A 16,206-nucleotide genomic window follows, 5' to 3' on the forward strand; every position below is an offset into this window, starting at 1 on the left:
GGGGGCCTTCCGTGAAGCGGGACTACTTGAGGGCGAAACCGCCGGAGCCCGCCCAGTCGAGGGCGAACGCCGGGAGCAGGCCGAGGACCAGCGTGACGATGACGCCGAGCGTGATCGCCGTGGTGGTGAACGCGCCGGGCACCGTGACGGTCGGGCCGTCGGGGGCGGGCTCGGAGAAGTACATCAGCACGATCACCCGCAGGTAGAAGAACGCGGCGACGGCGCTGAAGATCAGGGCGACGACGACCAGCGGGGCCATCCCGTCGGACAGGGCCGCCGAGAACACCACGAACTTGCCGACGAAGCCACTGGTCAGCGGGATACCGGCCAAGGCGAGGAGCAGGAAGGTGAACACACCTGCCAGCACTGGAGACCGCTTCGCCAGGCCCGCCCAGGCGGACAGGTGCGTCGCCTCACCGTTCGCGTCCCGCACCAGCGAGACGACACCGAACGCGGCGAGTGTGGTGAAGCCGTAGGCCAGCAGGTAGAACAGCGTGCTCGAGAGGCCTTCTTCGGTCATCGCGATGGCACCCACCAGCAGGAAGCCGGCGTGCGCGATGGACGAGTAGGCGATCATGCGCTTCACGTCGGTCTGCGTCAGGCCCAGCACCGCGCCGATCAGCATCGAGATGATCGCGACGCCCCAGAGCACGCCGCGCCATTCCCAGCTCGTCGACTCGAACGCCACCTGGAACACCCGCAGGATCCCGCCGAACGCGGCGACCTTGGTGCAGGCGCCCATGAACGCGGTGACCGGGGTCGGCGCGCCCTGGTAGACGTCCGGGGTCCAGGTGTGGAACGGGCCGACCGAACCCTTGAACAGCAGGCCCACCGCGAGCAGCCCGAGCCCGGCGAACAGCAGCGTGTCCGACCGGTCCGAACCGGCGGCGGCGTTGGCGATGTCCGACAGCTTCACGGAGTTCGCGTAGCCGTAGAGCAGCGCGAGACCGTAGAGGAAGAACGCCGACGAGAAGGCGCCGAGCAGGAAGTACTTGACCGCGGATTCCTGCGAGAGCAGGCGGCGACGGCGCGCGAGACCGCACATCAGGTACAGCGGCAGGCTCAGCACTTCGAGCGCGATGAACATGGTGAGCAGATCGTTCGCCGCGACGAAGGCCATCATGCCGCCGAGCGCGAACAGCGTCAGCGGGAAGACCTCGGTCTGCATGCCGGTGGTGCCGACCTGCGCGCGGTCCTGGACCGTGCCCGGCCGGATACCGGCCTGCGCGACGAACGCGCCGCCCGGCTCGACCGAGCGGTCCGCGATCAGCAGCAGCGCGCCCAGCGCCAGCGCCAGCAGCGTGCCCCAGAGGAACAGCGACGGCCGATCGACGGCGATCGAGCCGCTGAAGGTCGTGATGCCGTTCTTCGGCGCGGACGAACTGGCGTACCAGGCCAGGAAGACGCCCGCCGCCCCGATCCCGACCAGGGACAGGAAGACCTGCGACGGCCACCGCATGTGCTTGGGCAGGAAGGCTTCGAACAGCACGCTGACACACGCGGCCCCGAGGATGATCAGGATCGGCGTGACGGCGAAGTAGTCGATCGACGGCACCGTCACCGGTGGCGCCTGAGTCAAGAAGTGCACGGTTTACTTGCCTCCCTGCACGGCAGACATGGTCTGCTGCACCGACGGGGTGATCGTGTCGAGCACCGGCTTGGGATAGAACCCGAGCGCGATGATCAGCACGACCATCGGCGCCAGGATCGCGATCTCCTTGCCGCCGAGGTCCTTGATGGCTTTGGTCGCCCCGAGTTCGGGGGCGATGGCCGTGCCGGGGCCGCCACCCGCGCCGATCAGGGCGTCACCGCGGACGGGGCCCTGCATGACGCGTTGGTAGAGCCAGAGCACGTACGCCGCGGCCAGCACCATGCCGACCGTCGCGATGATCGTGTACACCGGGTAGTCCACAAAGGATCCCAGCAGCACCAGGAACTCACTGATGAAGGAGTTCGTGCCGGGCAGGGACAAAGTGGACAGACCGGCGATGAGCAGCATCCCGCCGAGCAGCGGGGTCACCTTCGCCATGCCGCCGTAGTCGGAGATCCGCGTGGACCCGCCGCGCATCACGATCAGGCCGACGACCACGATCAGCATGCCGGTGGCGAGGCTGTGGTTCAGCATGTACGACACCGAGCCGACCATCGCCTGCTCGTTGAAGGTGAAGATGCCCAGCGCGATGAAGCCGAAGTGGGCGATCGACACGTAGGCGATGAAGCGCTTCATGTCGCGCTGCCCGGCTGCGAGGATCGATCCATAAAGGACACCCGCGACCGCGAGCACCAGCACCCATGGCGCGAGTTCCTTGCTGGCCTCCGGGAACATCGGGAGGCAGTAGCGCAGGAACCCGAACGTGCCGACCTTGTCCAGCACGCCGACCAGCAGGACCGCGACGCCGATGGGCGCCTGGCCCGCGGCGTCCGGCAGCCAGGTGTGGAACGGCACCAACGGGGCCTTGATCGCGAACGCGAGGAAGAACCCGATGAAGAGCCAGATCTGGGTGCCCAGCGGGGCGTCACGGACGACCGTGACGAGCGTTTCCCAGTCGAAGGTGCCCTTGCCGAGTTCGTCCGAAGCCAGCGAGTACGCCCCGATCGCCGAGGCCAGCATGATCAGGCCGCCGAGGAACGAGTACAGGAAGAACTTGACCGCCGCGTACTGCCGGTTCGCGCCGCCGTAGCCGCCGATCAGGAAGTACATCGGGATCAGCATGATCTCGAACAGCACGTAGAACAGGAAGACGTCGGTCGCGGCGAACACCGCGATGGTCAGCGCCTCCTGCACCAGGATCAGCGACAGGAACCCGCCCGCCGAGCGCCCGGCCGGGAGCTTGTCGGTGAGGCCCAGCGCGCCGACCACGATCGGCACCAGCAGGCCGATCACCGCGATCATCACCAGCGCGATGCCGTCGATGCCGAACGAGATGTGGATGCCGAAGTTCGGGATCCAGTCCATCGAGGACTTCTGCTGGATCCGGTCCCCCGAAGGCGTGTAGCTCGCCCACATCGGGATCACCAGCAGGAACGTCAGGAGCGACACCACGAGCGCGGTGAGCGTCGCCAGCCTGTCGTTCTTCTTCATCCCCGCGACGACCGCGGCGCCGGCGAGCGGCAGCAGGATGGATGCGAGTACCCAGGTCATCAGGAGAACCTCACCAGCAGGAGTGCCGCCAGAAGCAGGAATGTGCCGCCCAGCATGGACAGTGCGTACGAGCGGACGAAGCCGGTCTGCAGGCGGCGCAGGCGCCCGGATCCGCCACCGAGCGCGGCGGCGAGGCCGTTGACGGCGCCGTCGACCCCGCGGTTGTCCACGTAGACCAGCGCGCGGGCGAGCCAGGTGCCCGGGCGGGCGACCAGCGTCTCGTTCAGGGTGTTGCCGTACAGGTCGTTGCGCGCGGCCTTGACCACGGCGGAGACCCGCTCGGGGCGTTCCACCGGAACGTCCTTACGGCCGACGAAGAGCCACGCCGCCGCCGCGCCGAGCACGGACAGCGCCACGGTGAGGATCGGGACCAGCGCGTGCGGGATGACGCTGTGGCCGCCCTCTTCGAGCGGGCCGACCACCGGCGAAAGCCATTCGGCGAACCGGTCGCCGAGGGCGAAGAACGCGCCGGCGCCGATCGAGCCGATCGCCAGGATGATCATCGGCCACTTCATGATCGCCGGAGACTCGTGCGGGTGGAAGTCGCGGCCGTCGCTGGACTTGATCTCCTTCCAGCGTTCCTTGCCGAAGAAGGTCATCACCATCAGTCGCGTCATGTAGAACGCGGTGAGCCCGGCGCCGAGCAGTGCCGCGCCGCCCATCACCCAGCCGCGCCAACCGCCCTGGGACAGCGCCGCTTCGATGATCGCGTCCTTGGTGAAGAAGCCCGAGAGCGGCGGGATGCCGATCAGTGCCAGGTAACCGAGCGCGAAGGTCCAGAAGGTGACCGGCATGTGCTTGCGCAGCCCGCCGTACTTCCGCATGTCGACCTCGTCGTTCATGGCGTGCATGACCGAACCGGCCCCGAGGAACAGCCCGGCCTTGAAGAAACCGTGCGCCACGAGGTGCATGATGCCGAGCGCGTAGGCGATCGGGCCGAGACCGACGGCCAGCATCATGTAACCGATCTGGCTGACCGTGGAGTACGCCAGGACCTTCTTGATGTCGTCGTAGGCGCAGCCGATGATGCACCCGATCAAGAGCGTGACCGTACCGACGAGCGTGACGATCAGGCGGCCGTCCGCGGTGGCGTTGAAGATCTCGTGCGCGCGGGCGACCAGGTAGACGCCGGCGGTGACCATCGTCGCCGCGTGGATGAGGGCCGAGACCGGGGTCGGGCCCTCCATCGCGTCGGGAAGCCAGGCCTGGAGCGGGAACTGGCCGGACTTACCGCAGGCGCCCAGCAGCAGCAGGATCGCGATCGCGGTGACCGCGCCGGTCGGGATCTGGCCGACGGCGCCGAAGACCTCGGCGTACCCGGTGCTCCCGACGTACTTGAACATCAGGAAGATCGCCAGCGCGAGCCCGACGTCACCGACGCGGTTCATCAGGAACGCCTTCTTCGCCGCGGTGGCCGCGGACGGGCGGTCCTGGTACCAGCCGATGAGCAGGTACGACGCGAGACCCACGCCTTCCCAGCCGAGGTACAGCGTCACGAAGCTGTTGCCCAGCACCAGGATCAGCATCGAGGCGACGAACAGGTTGAGGTACGCGAAGAACCTCGACCGATCGCGATCCTCGGCCATGTAGCCGATCGAGTAGAAGTGGATCAGCATGCCGACGCCGGTGATCAGCAGCACGAACGTCAGCGAAAGCGCGTCGATCCGGAGCCCGAAGTCGACCTGCAGCGCCGAAACCGGGATCCACGAGAACAGTTTGACGTCCGCGGTGGCCTTCGTGTCGGCCGTGAAGAACAGGATCAGGCCGTACACAAAGGACAGGGAGACGGTCGCACTGCCGAGGAGGTGCCCCCAGGGACGAGCGCGTTTACCGGCCAGCAGAAGAATCAGTGCGCCAAGAGCCGGGAAGGCCACCAGCAGCCACGATGATGCGGTCACTCTTGAACCCCTAGTACTTCAGCAGGTTGGTGTCGTCGACCGAGGCCGAGCGCCGGGTGCGGAAGATCGCCATGATGATCGCGAGCCCCACCACGACCTCCGCGGCGGCGACGACCATCACGAAGAACGCCATCACCTGGCCGTCCAGCGACCCGTTGATCCGGGCGAACGTGACCAGGGACAGGTTCGCCGCGTTCAGCATCAGCTCGATGCACATGAACACGACGATCGCGTTGCGGCGCACCAGCACCCCGACCGCGCCGATGGCGAACAGCAGCGCGGACAGGAGCAGGTAGTACGTCGGGGTCATTCCTCGTCCCCTTCTTTCTTACCTACGAGCGCGTGCGGCCCTACAGCGTCGTCGGCGGTCCCGGCGACCTGCTTGCGCTCGGTTTCCAGCTGCGCGGCCGAAGTCGACTCGATGATCTCCGAGAGCGACTCCCTGGCGATCGAGCCGTCGGGCAGCAGCGCCGGGGTGGCGACCGAGTTGGCCGTGGCGAAGACACCCGGGCCGGGCAGCGGCGAAGGCCGGTCGTGCTTCCCGGTGAACCGGTCGACGACGAGTTCCTTCTGGTTCTTCTTGCCGCCCTTGGCGTGCCGGTCGGTGAACGCGAGCACCATCGCGCCGAGCGCGGCGGTGATCAGCAGCGCCGACGTGAGCTCGAACGGGAACAGGTACTTGGTGAAGATCAGCCGTCCCAGCCCGCCGGGGCCGCCGCCGTCGACGTTCGCCGGGTCGACCGGCAGGGCCGGGGTCACGTTGGCCATCGCGCGGGCGAGACCCGCGGCGAGCAGCCCGCCGACGCCGATACCGAGCAGAGTCGCCATGACCCGCTGTCCGCGCAGCACTTCGACGACCGAGTCGGAACTCTCGCGACCGACCAGCATCAGCACGAACAGGAACAGCATCATGATCGCGCCGGTGTAGACGATGATCTGCGTGAAGCCGAGGAACGGCGCCTGCTGGATCATGTACAGCGCGCCGAGGCACAGCATCGTGAGGACCAGCCACAGCGCCGAGTGCACGGCGTTGCGGGAGAAGATCATGCCGAGCCCGCCGAGCAGCGCGAGCGGCCCGAGCACCCAGAAGGCGATGGTCTCGCCAGTGGTGATGCCTGCCGAAACGTCCGTCTGGGCGAGGAAAGCCGTGATCACTTGACGGCCTCCGCTTCGGTGGCCCCGGTGGGCTTGCGCGCGAGCTCCGGACCGTTGACGTAGTAGTCCTGCTCGTTCTCGCCCAGCCGCATCGGGTGCGGCGGCTGCTCCATACCGGGCAGCAGCGGCGCGAGCAGGTCTTCCTTGGTGTAGATCAACCGCTGCCGGTCGTCGTCGGCCAGCTCGTAGAAGTTGATCATCGTCAGGGACCGGGTCGGGCAGGCCTCGACGCACAACCCGCAGCCGATGCAGCGCAGGTAGTTGATCTGGTAGTCGGCGCCGTACCGCTCACCGGGCGAGTAACGCGCCTCTTCGGTGTTGTCGCCGCCTTCGACGAAGATCGCGTCCGCCGGACAAGCCCACGCGCACAGCTCGCAGCCGACGCATTTCTCCAGCCCGTCCGGATGCCGGTTGAGCTGGTGCCTGCCGTGGTAGCGCGGAGCCGCGGGGGCGCCCGCCTCCGGGTACTCCTCGGTGGCGACCTTCTTGAACATCATCCCGAAGGTGACACCGAAACCCTTGATGGGATCAAACATCCCCATCGCCGGCCTCCCTTCCACTGGAAACCGCCGCGGGCTTGCGCTTGGCAGCCCGGGCTTCGGCCTTCGCGAGGGCCTTCTGACGCGGGGTCTTGTCCGGAACCTGCAGGTCGAGCGGCGGCACCGGGAACCCGCCACCGGTCACCGGGACGTAGTCGTCGTCCGGGACCTTCTTGTCCGGCAGCAGCAGGCTCAGGATGACGACGACGAGGATGAGCGCGCCGCCGCCGATGAGGATCTGCGGAGTGGACAGGCCACCCGAGTTCTTGATCGCGCGGACCGTGACGATCACGACGATCCAGACCAGGTTGACCGGCACCAGGACCTTCCAGCCCAGCCGCATGAACTGGTCGTACCGCAGTCGCGGCAGCGTGCCGCGCAGCCAGATGAAGCCGAACAGCAGGATGAACAGCTTGGCGGCGAACCAGATCAGCGGGAGCCAGCCCTGGTTCAGCGCGTGGTCGGCGCCGACGAACGGGAACTTCCAGCCGCCGAGGAACAACGTGGTCGCGAACGCCGAAACGATCACCATGTTGACGTACTCGGCGAGGAAGAACATCGCGAACTTCATCGAGCTGTACTCGGTGTGGAAACCGCCGACCAGCTCGGATTCGGCCTCGGGGAGGTCGAACGGCGCGCGGTTGGTCTCGCCGACCATGGAGATCAGGTAGATCACGAAACTCGGCAGCAGCAGGTAGAAGTACCAGCCGCTCTGCTGCGACTCGACGATCGCCGACGTCGACATCGAACCGGCGTAGAGGATGACGCCCACGATGGACAGCCCCATCGCGATCTCGTAGGAGATCACCTGGGCCGCGCTTCGCAGACCACCGAGCAGCGGATACGGCGAGCCGGACGACCAGCCCGCCAGCACCAGGCCGTACACGCCGATCGAGGAACAGGCGAGGATCACCAGCACGCCGACCGGCAGGTCGACCAGCTGGAGCGTGGTGCGCTCGCCGAAGATCGAGACCACCGGGCCGAACGGGATCGCCGCCAGCGCGATGAGCGCCGGCACCGCGGAGATCACCGGCGCGAGGAAGTACACCTTGCGGTCGGCGGTGTCCGGGATGATCTGTTCCTTGAACGGCAGCTTGATCGCGTCCGCGAGGGACTGCAGGTAGCCGCCGGGGCCGACCCGGTTCGGGCCGGGACGGTTCTGCATCCGGCCGACCGCTTTCCGCTCCCAGACGATCAGGAAGATCGTCAGGATCGGGCCGATCAGCAGGATGACGACCGTCTTGATCAGGATCAGCCACAACGGGTCGTCGGCCAGCAGCGCCGCCCGCTCGGCGGCGTCCGGCATCTGGCTGAGCAACGGAGTCACTTCTCACCTCCGGTGAGGGTGACGGCCGAGCCGTGACCGGCCGCGAGCGCGGCGCGGACGGCGGAGCCGTCGGAGTTGCCCGGGAGCCACACGACGCCGTCCGGCAGGTCCGCGACCTCGATCGGCAACGTGATGGAACCGCGTTCGGTGGAGACCTTCACGGTCTTGCCCAAGCCTTCGGCGGTCTTCGCCGAAAGCTTGGCGACGACCTCGCGCTGCGTGCCCTTGAGGTGCGGCTCGCCGTCCTGCAGCGAACCGTTGTCGATCAGCTGGCGCCAGGTGGCGAGGAGGACCTTGCCGTTCCCCGAGCTCGCGGCGGCGGCCGCCACCGGCTCGAAGGTCGCGGGCTCGGTCTTGCCGGGCAGCTTCGCCAGATCGGCGGCGGAAGCGGCCGGGGTCTGCGTGAAGATGTCCGCGTCCATCTCGACGGCGAGGGTGTCGAGCACCCGGCAGTCCGGCAGGGCGCCGGTGCCTTCGAGGGTGACGGCGAACTCGCGGCGGCGGCCTTCCCAGTTCAGGTAGCTGCCCGCCTTCTCGACCGCCGGAGCGATCGGGAGGACGACGTTCGCGTGCTCGGTGACCGCGCTGTGCCGCAGCTCCAGGCTCACCACGAACTTCGCGTTCACGAGTGCCCGCAACGCCAGGCCCGGATCCGGCAGGTCGTCCGGGTCGACGCCGCCGACCAGCAGGCCGTCGAGGCCGTTCTCGGCGGCCGCCTTGAGGATGGCGGTGGTGTCGCGGCCTTCCGTGGCGGGAAGCGTGACGCCCCAAGCCTTTTCGACCTCGGCGCGAGCCGCGGCGTCGGCGACCGGGCGGCCACCGGGCAGCAGCGTCGGCGCCGCGCCCGCCGCCAGGGCACCGCGTTCACCCGCACGACGCGGGATCCACGCGAGCCGGGCGCCGGTGCGCTCCACCAGCCGGTGCAGGGCCGAGAACAGGCCGGGGACCTCGGCGGCACGCTCGCCGACGAGGATCACCGAACCCTCGGCCGAAAGTGCCTGGTCGACGTCCTGCGCGTGCTGCGCGATGCCGTCGATCGCGGCGGCCTCGGAGCCCGGCGCGCAGGCCAGCAGCTCACCGAAGGTCTTGCGGACCGACGAGGTGGTCCACTGTCCCAAGTGGACGACGCGGGTGCGGTTCTTGCGGGCCGCCTTGCGCAGCCGCAGGAACACGATCGGCGCTTCGTCCTCCGGCTCGAACGCGACGCACAGCACCGTGCGTGCCCGCTCGATCTCGCGGAAGGTGACGCCGCTTTCCGGCGTCGTGCCGACCACGTGCGACGCGAGGAAGCCCAGCTCCTCGGCCGAATGCGGGCGGGCCCGGAAGTCGATGTCGTTGGTGCCCAGGGCGATCCGCGCGAACTTCGAGTACGCGTAGGCGTCCTCGACGGTCAGGCGGCCACCGGTCAGCACCGCAGCGCCCTTGCCGTCCCGCGCCTCGGCGAGCCCGGCGGCGGCCGCGCGCAGCGCGTCGGTCCAGGAGGCCTCTTCCAGCACGCCGTCGGCGTTGCGGACCAGCGGACGGCGGATGCGGTCGTCAGCCGTGGCGTACCGGAACGCGAACCGGCCCTTGTCGCAGATCCACTCTTCGTTGACCTCGGGGTCGTCGCCCGCGAGCTTCCGCATGACCTTGCCGCGGCGGAAGTCGGTCCGCTCGGCGCAGCCGGACGAGCAGTGCTCGCACACGCTCGGCGAGGACACCAGGTCGAACGGCCGCGAACGGAACCGGTACGCGGCCGACGTCAGCGCGCCGACCGGGCAGATCTGGATGACGTTGCCGGAGAAGTACGACTGGAACGGCTGGCCCGACGTCGTTCGCGAAGCCAGGTCCAGCACGTCCGCGGTCTCCGCGGTGCCGATCTGCTGGTGGGCGCCGCGTTCGAGCAGTTCGATGAACGGGTCGCCGGCGATCTCGCGGGAGAACCGGGTGCAGCGCTGGCAGAGCACGCATCGCTCGCGGTCCAGCAACACCTGCGAGGAGATCGGCAGCGGCTTCGGGAACGTCCGCTTCGTGTCGACGAAACGGGAGTCCGCGCGGCCGTGCGCGAGCGCCTGGTTCTGCAGCGGGCATTCGCCGCCCTTGTCGCAGATCGGGCAGTCCAGCGGGTGGTTGATGAGCAGCAGCTCCATCACACCCTGCTGGGCCTTGTCCGCGACGGCCGAGGTCAGCTGGGTCTTCACGACCATGCCGTCGGCGACCGTCATGGTGCACGACGCCTGCGGCTTCGGCATCGGGCGGCCGCCCATTTCGACCTCGACCAGGCACTGGCGGCAGGCCCCCGCCGGGTCGAGCAGCGGGTGGTCGCAGAAGCGCGGGATGACCGTGCCGAGCCGTTCGGCGGTGCGGATCAGCAGCTCGCCCTTGGGCGCGATGACCTCTTCGCCGTCGATGACCAGTTTGACGTGGCCTTCGGGGACCGGGGTCTCTTCGACCTCGGTTCCGGGCTTGTCGGGTGCGATCGTCATGCCTGCGCCCCCACCAGTTCGCGCTTGTTGGTTTCACACAGTGCGAGGAATTCCTCGCGGAAGTACTTGATCCCGCTCTGGATCGGCGAGACCGCGCCGTCGCCGAGGGCGCAGAACGAGCGGCCGAGGATGTTGTCGCAGACGTCGAGCAGGGTGTCGATGTCCTCCTCGGTGCCGTGGCCCTCGACCATGCGCTCCAGGATCTGCGCCAGCCAGTACGTGCCCTCGCGGCACGGCGTGCACTTGCCGCAGGACTCGTGCTCGTAGAACTGCGTCCACTTCATCACGGCCCACGGCACGGAAACGGTCTCGTTGAAGACCTGCACGGCCGTCGTGCCCAGCATCGACCCGGCTTCCGCCGCGCCTTCGAAGTCCAGCGGAACATCGAGGTGCTCGGCGGTGAACATCGGCGTGGACGAACCACCCGGCGTCCAGAACTTCAGCGGGATGCCGTCCTTCATGCCGCCCGCCATGTCCAGCAGCTCGCGCAGCGTGGTGCCGAGCGGGCATTCGTACTGGCCGGGCTTCTCGACGTGGCCGGAGATCGAGTAGATCTTCGGGCCGGGCGACTTCTCGCGGCCCATCTGGCGGAACCAGTCGGAACCGCCGTTGACGATGTACGGCGCGCTCGCGATGGTCTCGACGTTGTTCACCGTGGTCGGCGCGGCGTAGAGACCGGCGGCGGCCGGGAACGGCGGCTTGAGCCGCGGCTGGCCGCGACGGCCTTCCAGCGAGTCCAGCAGCGCCGTCTCCTCGCCGCAGATGTACGCCCCGGCGCCCGCGTGCACGGTGATGTCGAGGTCGAATCCGGAGTCGAGGATGTTGTTGCCGAGGTAACCCGCTTCGTACGCCTCGCGCACGGCCGCGTTGAGGCGGCGGATGCAGTGCAGCGCCTCGCCGCGGACGTAGATGAAGCAGTGGTGCGAGCGCATCGCGTACGAGGCGATGATGCAGCCCTCGATCAGCGAGTGCGGGTCCGCCATCATCAGCGGGATGTCCTTGCAGGTGCCCGGCTCGCCCTCGTCGGCGTTGATGACGAGGTAGTGTGGCTTGTCCTCGTTCGGCGGCATGAAGGACCACTTGATGCCGGCCGGGAAGCCCGCGCCGCCACGGCCGCGGAGGCCGGAGTCCTTGACCAACTGGACGATCTGCTCGGGAGTGGCCTTCAGCGCCTTGCGGATCGCGGTGTAGCCCTCGAGGGCTTCGTAGGACTGGATCGTCCAGGAGTTGGGCGAAAGCCAGCGCTTCGTGAGGACCGGAGTGATGGGATCGGCCATTACTTCTTCTCCACTTCCGGAAGCGGAACGTCCTTCATCGCGGGCGCGGTCCAGCCGCGGTCCTGCGCGACCTGCGCTCCCCGCAGGGTTTCGACGGCCTGAGAAGGACCATCGACGTCCGTGCGGTACTGCTGCGCGTCCTCCGGGAAGAACCCGGCGAGCTGCAGTTCGGCGCCCTTGAAGTTCGTCAGCGGCGCGCCGCGCGTCGGGGCCGGCTTCTTGCCCGCCTGCAACGCGTCGACCAGCGCGACGGCCTTGTCCTCGGTCTGGTTGTCGAAGTACTCGTAGTTGACCTGGATGACCGGGGCGAGGTCACAGGCCGCGAGACATTCGGCGTGCTCCAGCGTGATCGAACCGGGCTCGTTCGGCGTGCCCGCGGTCTCGTTGTGCCCCAACGGCTTCTCTTCGGAACCGAGGTGCGTCTGGAGCTTCTTGTAGATCGCGTCGCCGCCCATGGCCGCGCACAGCGTGTTCGTGCAGACGCTCACCAGGTGCTCGCCGCACGGGCGGCGCTTGTACATGGTGTAGAACGTCGCGACCGCGCTGACCTCGGCGTCGGACAGGTCCAGGTTCCGCGCGCAGAAGGCGATGCCCTCCTGGCTCACGTAACCCTGCACCGACTGCACGAGGTGCAGCATCGGCAGCAGCGCCGACCTCGACTGCGGGTACCGCGCGATCAGGTTCTGCGCCCTGGCGTAGGTGTCGGCGTCGAAGATGTCTTCGAGCTTCGCGTTCTCCAGGATCCCCTCCGCCTCGGCGGGATCCGGCGCGATCGCGATCACGTCGACGTCACCACCGGCGGCGATATGGGTCTGCTCGGCCAGGCTGGTGCCGGGCTCGGGCGTCGGTGTCGTTCCGGGCTGGGTGCTCAACGGTCCACTCCCCCCATGACGGGGTCGATCGAGGCGATGGCGGCGATCACGTCCGCCACCAGGCCGCCTTCGGCCATCGCGGGCATCGACTGCAGATTCACGAAGCTCGGTTCGCGCACGTGGACCCGCAGCGGCCTGGTACCGCCGTCGGAGACCAGGTGCACGCCGAGTTCGCCGCGCGGCGATTCCACCGACGTGTAGGTCTGGCCCGGCGGGACCTTGAAGCCCTCGGTGACCAGCTTGAAGTGATGGATCAGCGATTCCATCGACTGGCCCATGATCTTGCGGACGTGCTCGAGCGAGTTGCCCATGCCGTCGCTGCCGATCGAGAGCTGCGCCGGCCAGGCGACCTTCTTGTCCTCGACCATGACCGGGCCCGGCTCGAGCTTCTTCAGGCACTGCTTGATGATCCGCAGGCTCTGGTGCATCTCCTCGACGCGCAGCAGGTAGCGCGCCCAGCAGTCCGCCTCGGTCGAGGTCGGGATGTCGAACTCGAACTCGTCGTAGCGCGAGTACGGCTCGGTCTTGCGCATGTCCCACGGGAGACCGGCGCTGCGCAGCACCGGGCCGGTGACGCCGAGCGCGAGGCAAGCGTCGACCGGCAGGTACCCGACGCCCTTGAGCCGGTTGCGCCAGATCGGCTGACCGGTGAAGAGCTTGTCGTACAAGGGAAGCCGCTCGTCCATCGTCTTGACGAACGCGCTGACCACCTCTTGGTAGTCGTCCGGCATGTCCTGCGCGAGGCCGCCGGGGCGGATGAACGCGTGGTTCATCCGGAGACCGGTGAGGTGCTCCAGCAGGTGCAGGACCTCTTCGCGCTCACGGAACCCGAGCGTCATCGCCGTGGTGGCACCGAGTTCCATGCCGCCGGTGGCGATGTAGACCAGGTGCGAGCCGATGCGGTTGATCTCCAGCAGCATCACGCGCAGCAGTTCGGCGCGGCGCGGGGCCTGGATGCCGAGCAGCTTCTCGACGCCGAGGCAGTACGCCATCTCGGTCGACAGCGGGGCGAGGTAGTCCATGCGCGTCACGAAGGTGACGCCCTGGGTCCACGTGCGGTACTCGCAGTTCTTCTCGATCCCGGTGTGCAGGTAGCCGATGACCGAACGGAGCTGGGTGACGGTCTCGCCCTCCATCTCCAGCACGAGCCGGAGCACGCCGTGCGTCGACGGGTGCTGCGGGCCCATGTTGATGACCATGCGCTCGTCGTGGCGGGAGTCCTCGATGAGGTCTTCCCAGTCACCGCCGGAAACGGTGTAGACGCGGCCTTCGGTCGTGTCGCGGGAGTCCGCGTAGTCGACGTCGTCGGTGCTGTCGGCGCCTTGGGGGCCGGTGGCGGTGCCTGTCGTGACGTCGGAGAGGTTTTCGGTGCTCACGAGTACGACCTCCGCTGGTCCGGCGGCGGGATCTCCGCGCCCTTGTATTCGACCGGGATCCCGCCGAGCGGGTAGTCCTTGCGCTGGGGGTGGCCGTCCCAGTCGTCCGGCATGAGGATGCGGGTCAGCGCCGGGTGCCCGTCGTAGACGATGCCGAACATGTCCCAGGCTTCCCGCTCCTGCCAGTCGGCCGTCGGGTAGACCCCGACCAGCGACGGGACGTGCGGGTCTTCGATGTCGAGCGTGACCTCCAGCCGGATGCGGCGGCGGTAGGTCATCGACGTGAAGTGGTAGACCGAGTGCAGACGCTGCGGGACGTCGACGCCATAGTCCACGCCCGAGACCGAGCTGAGCAGCTCGAAGCGGAGACCGGCGTCGTCGCGCAGGACCTTGGCGATCTCGACGAGGTGCTCGCGGGAGACGTAGAAGGTGATCTCGCCGCGGTCGACCGTGGTCTGCAGGATCGCGTTCGCCGGGATCTTGTTGTCCGCCAAGGCCGCGTAGAACTCGTCGGCGAACTCGTCGAACCAGCCGCCGTACGGGCGCTCCGCCGGGGGCGGGCTGTACGCGGGAAGGCGGACGCCGCCGTAACCGGAGGTGTCACCGGTGCCGCGCACGCCGAACATGCCTTGGCGCTCTTTGCCGGTGACGACCGGCTCGGCCGGACGGGCGCCCTGCGGCTCGAGGCCGCCTGCGGGCCGGTCGGCGCTGGACTGCTCGCCGCCGGTTTCCGGGGTTTCGGGGGAGTTTTCTTCGGGCACGTCGCTCACTTCTTCGCGTACTTGATCGAGGAGGCGATCAGCTCGGTGCGCTCACCGCTGGCGGCGCGGATCGCGGCCCGGCGGGCGTTGATCGGCTCGTCCTGGATCTTGGCGTGCAGCTTCAGGATCGCGTCGAGCAGCATTTCGGGGCGCGGCGGGCAGCCGGGGAGGTACATGTCGACCGGGACGATGTGGTCGACGCCCTGCACCACGGCGTAGTTGTTGAACATCCCGCCGGACGAGGCGCAGACGCCCATCGCCAGCACCCACTTGGGCTCGGCCATCTGGTCGTAGATCTGGCGGAGCACCGGCGCCATCTTCTGCGTGACCCGGCCGGCGACGATCATCAGATCCGCCTGGCGCGGCGTCGCGCTGAAGCGCTCCATGCCGAAACGCGCGATGTCGTAACGGGAACCGCCGACGGTCATCATCTCGATCGCGCAGCAGGCGAGACCGAAGGTGGCGGGCCACATCGAGTTCTTGCGCGCCCAGTTGACCAGGCCTTCAAGGCTGGCGAGCAGGATGCCGTTGGGGAGTTTTTCTTCGAGGCCCATGCTTCTCTAGTTCCAATCCAGGCCGCCGCGACGCCACACGTAGGCGTACGCGAAACCGACCGTCGCGATGAACAGCACGATCTCCACCAGGCCGAACATGCCCAGCGCGTCCGCGGAGACCGCGAACGGGTAGAGGAAGACCATCTCGATGTCGAACAGGATGAACAGCATCGCGGTGATGTAGTACGCGACCGGCATCCGGCCGCCGCCGACGACCGGTTGCGGCGACGGTTCGATACCGCATTCGTAGGCCGCGAGCTTCGCCTTGTTGGCCCGGCTCGGGCCGACGAGCGGGCCGAGCAGCACCGAGAGCACCGCGAAGCCGAGAGCGAGGACGAACAAGAGGACCAGGGGGAGGTACATGTCCAGGTTCGGCACCGAGGGGGTGGTCGCCTGGGTCAGCACGGGCAACATCAGCACGGGGTTTTCGCCATCCTTTCCGCGCCGCTGCGGTTTTCGAGTCGGGGTTCACCGCTTCCCACGGTCGGCACCCTAAGTCACCTGGGTCACACCGCCGAGGGTTAGGCAACCCTTACGGGCCGTGCATGACGGCCCCCTTGCTTGTGAAATAGTTCACAAGCCTCCCGTCGAGGATGTGAAGCGATTCACAAAGCATGGGGCGAGTGTAGGACGTGACTCACATTCTTGTCCCTAGGCCCCGTGCTATAAGGCTGCCCTAACTTGGCCGCACGGCCAGTACGGTTACCTCCGGCGTGCGGTACCGATGACCTGCGACGTCGTTCCCAAGATCGGCTTCAAAGGGCTGTTCGACCATATTTGTCCTGTGACCGATACCACTGCCCGGAGTACCCGTGACTGGTCCAGACGTGTGGAACGGAG

At 67.9% G+C, this 16,206-nt stretch carries 14 protein-coding genes; all 14 read right to left on the reverse strand.

Annotated features, from left to right (window positions below):
• Nucleotides 1-22 precede the first annotated feature (22 nt).
• From nuoN to BLW75_RS21390, 14 genes are read right to left on the reverse strand one after another with little or no spacing between them, the layout of a single operon-like run.
• On the reverse strand, nt 23-1,588 hold the full coding sequence (gene nuoN / locus BLW75_RS21325) for an NADH-quinone oxidoreductase subunit NuoN (protein ID WP_034310695.1): 1,566 nt from the start codon (nt 1,586-1,588) through the stop codon (nt 23-25).
• Between the two features lie 3 nt (nt 1,589-1,591).
• Nucleotides 1,592-3,142 carry an NADH-quinone oxidoreductase subunit M gene (locus BLW75_RS21330; RefSeq protein ID WP_034310692.1) on the reverse strand — a complete coding sequence of 517 codons (1,551 nt, stop codon included), beginning with the start codon at nt 3,140-3,142 and terminating at the stop codon, nt 1,592-1,594.
• Nucleotides 3,142-5,040, reverse strand: coding sequence for an NADH-quinone oxidoreductase subunit L (nuoL, locus tag BLW75_RS21335; RefSeq protein WP_034310690.1), 1,899 nt, complete (start codon nt 5,038-5,040; stop codon nt 3,142-3,144). Before nuoL ends, BLW75_RS21330 begins: the two co-directional genes overlap by 1 nt.
• A 10-nt stretch (nt 5,041-5,050) precedes the next feature.
• On the reverse strand, nt 5,051-5,350 hold the full coding sequence (gene nuoK, locus BLW75_RS21340; protein WP_005151882.1) for an NADH-quinone oxidoreductase subunit NuoK: 300 nt from the start codon (nt 5,348-5,350) through the stop codon (nt 5,051-5,053).
• Entirely contained in the window at nt 5,347-6,195 is an 849-nt protein-coding gene (locus BLW75_RS21345; protein ID WP_034310688.1) for an NADH-quinone oxidoreductase subunit J, read from the reverse strand. Before BLW75_RS21345 ends, nuoK begins: the two co-directional genes overlap by 4 nt.
• Entirely contained in the window at nt 6,192-6,737 is a 546-nt protein-coding gene (gene nuoI / locus BLW75_RS21350; RefSeq protein ID WP_034310686.1) for an NADH-quinone oxidoreductase subunit NuoI, read from the reverse strand. Before nuoI ends, BLW75_RS21345 begins: the two co-directional genes overlap by 4 nt.
• Complete coding sequence (nuoH, locus tag BLW75_RS21355; RefSeq protein ID WP_034310683.1) at nt 6,724-8,061, reverse strand: NADH-quinone oxidoreductase subunit NuoH; 1,338 nt, start codon at nt 8,059-8,061, stop codon at nt 6,724-6,726. The genes nuoI and nuoH overlap by 14 nt, the downstream gene beginning before the upstream one ends.
• Nucleotides 8,058-10,526, reverse strand: coding sequence for an NADH-quinone oxidoreductase subunit G (locus tag BLW75_RS21360; RefSeq protein ID WP_034310680.1), 2,469 nt, complete (start codon nt 10,524-10,526; stop codon nt 8,058-8,060). The genes nuoH and BLW75_RS21360 overlap by 4 nt, the downstream gene beginning before the upstream one ends.
• A complete protein-coding gene (nuoF, locus tag BLW75_RS21365; protein WP_034310678.1) occupies nt 10,523-11,803 on the reverse strand; it encodes an NADH-quinone oxidoreductase subunit NuoF in 1,281 nt (426 codons plus the stop codon). Before nuoF ends, BLW75_RS21360 begins: the two co-directional genes overlap by 4 nt.
• Complete coding sequence (gene nuoE, locus BLW75_RS21370; protein ID WP_034310675.1) at nt 11,803-12,675, reverse strand: NADH-quinone oxidoreductase subunit NuoE; 873 nt, start codon at nt 12,673-12,675, stop codon at nt 11,803-11,805. Before nuoE ends, nuoF begins: the two co-directional genes overlap by 1 nt.
• On the reverse strand, nt 12,672-14,051 hold the full coding sequence (locus BLW75_RS21375; RefSeq protein ID WP_034310674.1) for an NADH-quinone oxidoreductase subunit D: 1,380 nt from the start codon (nt 14,049-14,051) through the stop codon (nt 12,672-12,674). The genes nuoE and BLW75_RS21375 overlap by 4 nt, the downstream gene beginning before the upstream one ends.
• Nucleotides 14,048-14,812 carry an NADH-quinone oxidoreductase subunit C gene (locus tag BLW75_RS21380; protein WP_034310798.1) on the reverse strand — a complete coding sequence of 255 codons (765 nt, stop codon included), beginning with the start codon at nt 14,810-14,812 and terminating at the stop codon, nt 14,048-14,050. The genes BLW75_RS21375 and BLW75_RS21380 overlap by 4 nt, the downstream gene beginning before the upstream one ends.
• Before the next feature lie 5 nt (nt 14,813-14,817).
• Nucleotides 14,818-15,366, reverse strand: a complete 549-nt coding sequence (locus tag BLW75_RS21385) for a NuoB/complex I 20 kDa subunit family protein (protein WP_005151847.1) — start codon at nt 15,364-15,366, stop codon at nt 14,818-14,820.
• Between the two features lie 6 nt (nt 15,367-15,372).
• Nucleotides 15,373-15,780, reverse strand: a complete 408-nt coding sequence (locus BLW75_RS21390; protein ID WP_034310796.1) for an NADH-quinone oxidoreductase subunit A — start codon at nt 15,778-15,780, stop codon at nt 15,373-15,375.
• Nucleotides 15,781-16,206: the final 426 nt, after the last annotated feature.

Origin of the sequence: Amycolatopsis lurida (genome assembly GCF_900105055.1) — a bacterium.
In the GTDB taxonomy this organism is placed as follows: domain Bacteria; phylum Actinomycetota; class Actinomycetes; order Mycobacteriales; family Pseudonocardiaceae; genus Amycolatopsis; species Amycolatopsis lurida.

Excerpts from the sequence above, each read along its gene's own strand:
- BLW75_RS21330 (WP_034310692.1), bottom strand. The coding sequence starts at position 3,142 with ATGACCTGGGTACTCGCATCCATCCTGCTGCCGCTCGCCGGCGCCGCG.
- nuoK (WP_005151882.1), bottom strand. The coding sequence starts at position 5,350 with ATGACCCCGACGTACTACCTGCTCCTGTCCGCGCTGCTGTTCGCCATC.
- nuoI (WP_034310686.1), bottom strand. The coding sequence starts at position 6,737 with ATGGGGATGTTTGATCCCATCAAGGGTTTCGGTGTCACCTTCGGGATG.
- BLW75_RS21360 (WP_034310680.1), bottom strand. The coding sequence starts at position 10,526 with ATGACGATCGCACCCGACAAGCCCGGAACCGAGGTCGAAGAGACCCCG.
- nuoF (WP_034310678.1), bottom strand. The coding sequence starts at position 11,803 with ATGGCCGATCCCATCACTCCGGTCCTCACGAAGCGCTGGCTTTCGCCC.
- BLW75_RS21385 (WP_005151847.1), bottom strand. The coding sequence starts at position 15,366 with ATGGGCCTCGAAGAAAAACTCCCCAACGGCATCCTGCTCGCCAGCCTT.
- BLW75_RS21390 (WP_034310796.1), bottom strand. The coding sequence starts at position 15,780 with ATGTTGCCCGTGCTGACCCAGGCGACCACCCCCTCGGTGCCGAACCTG.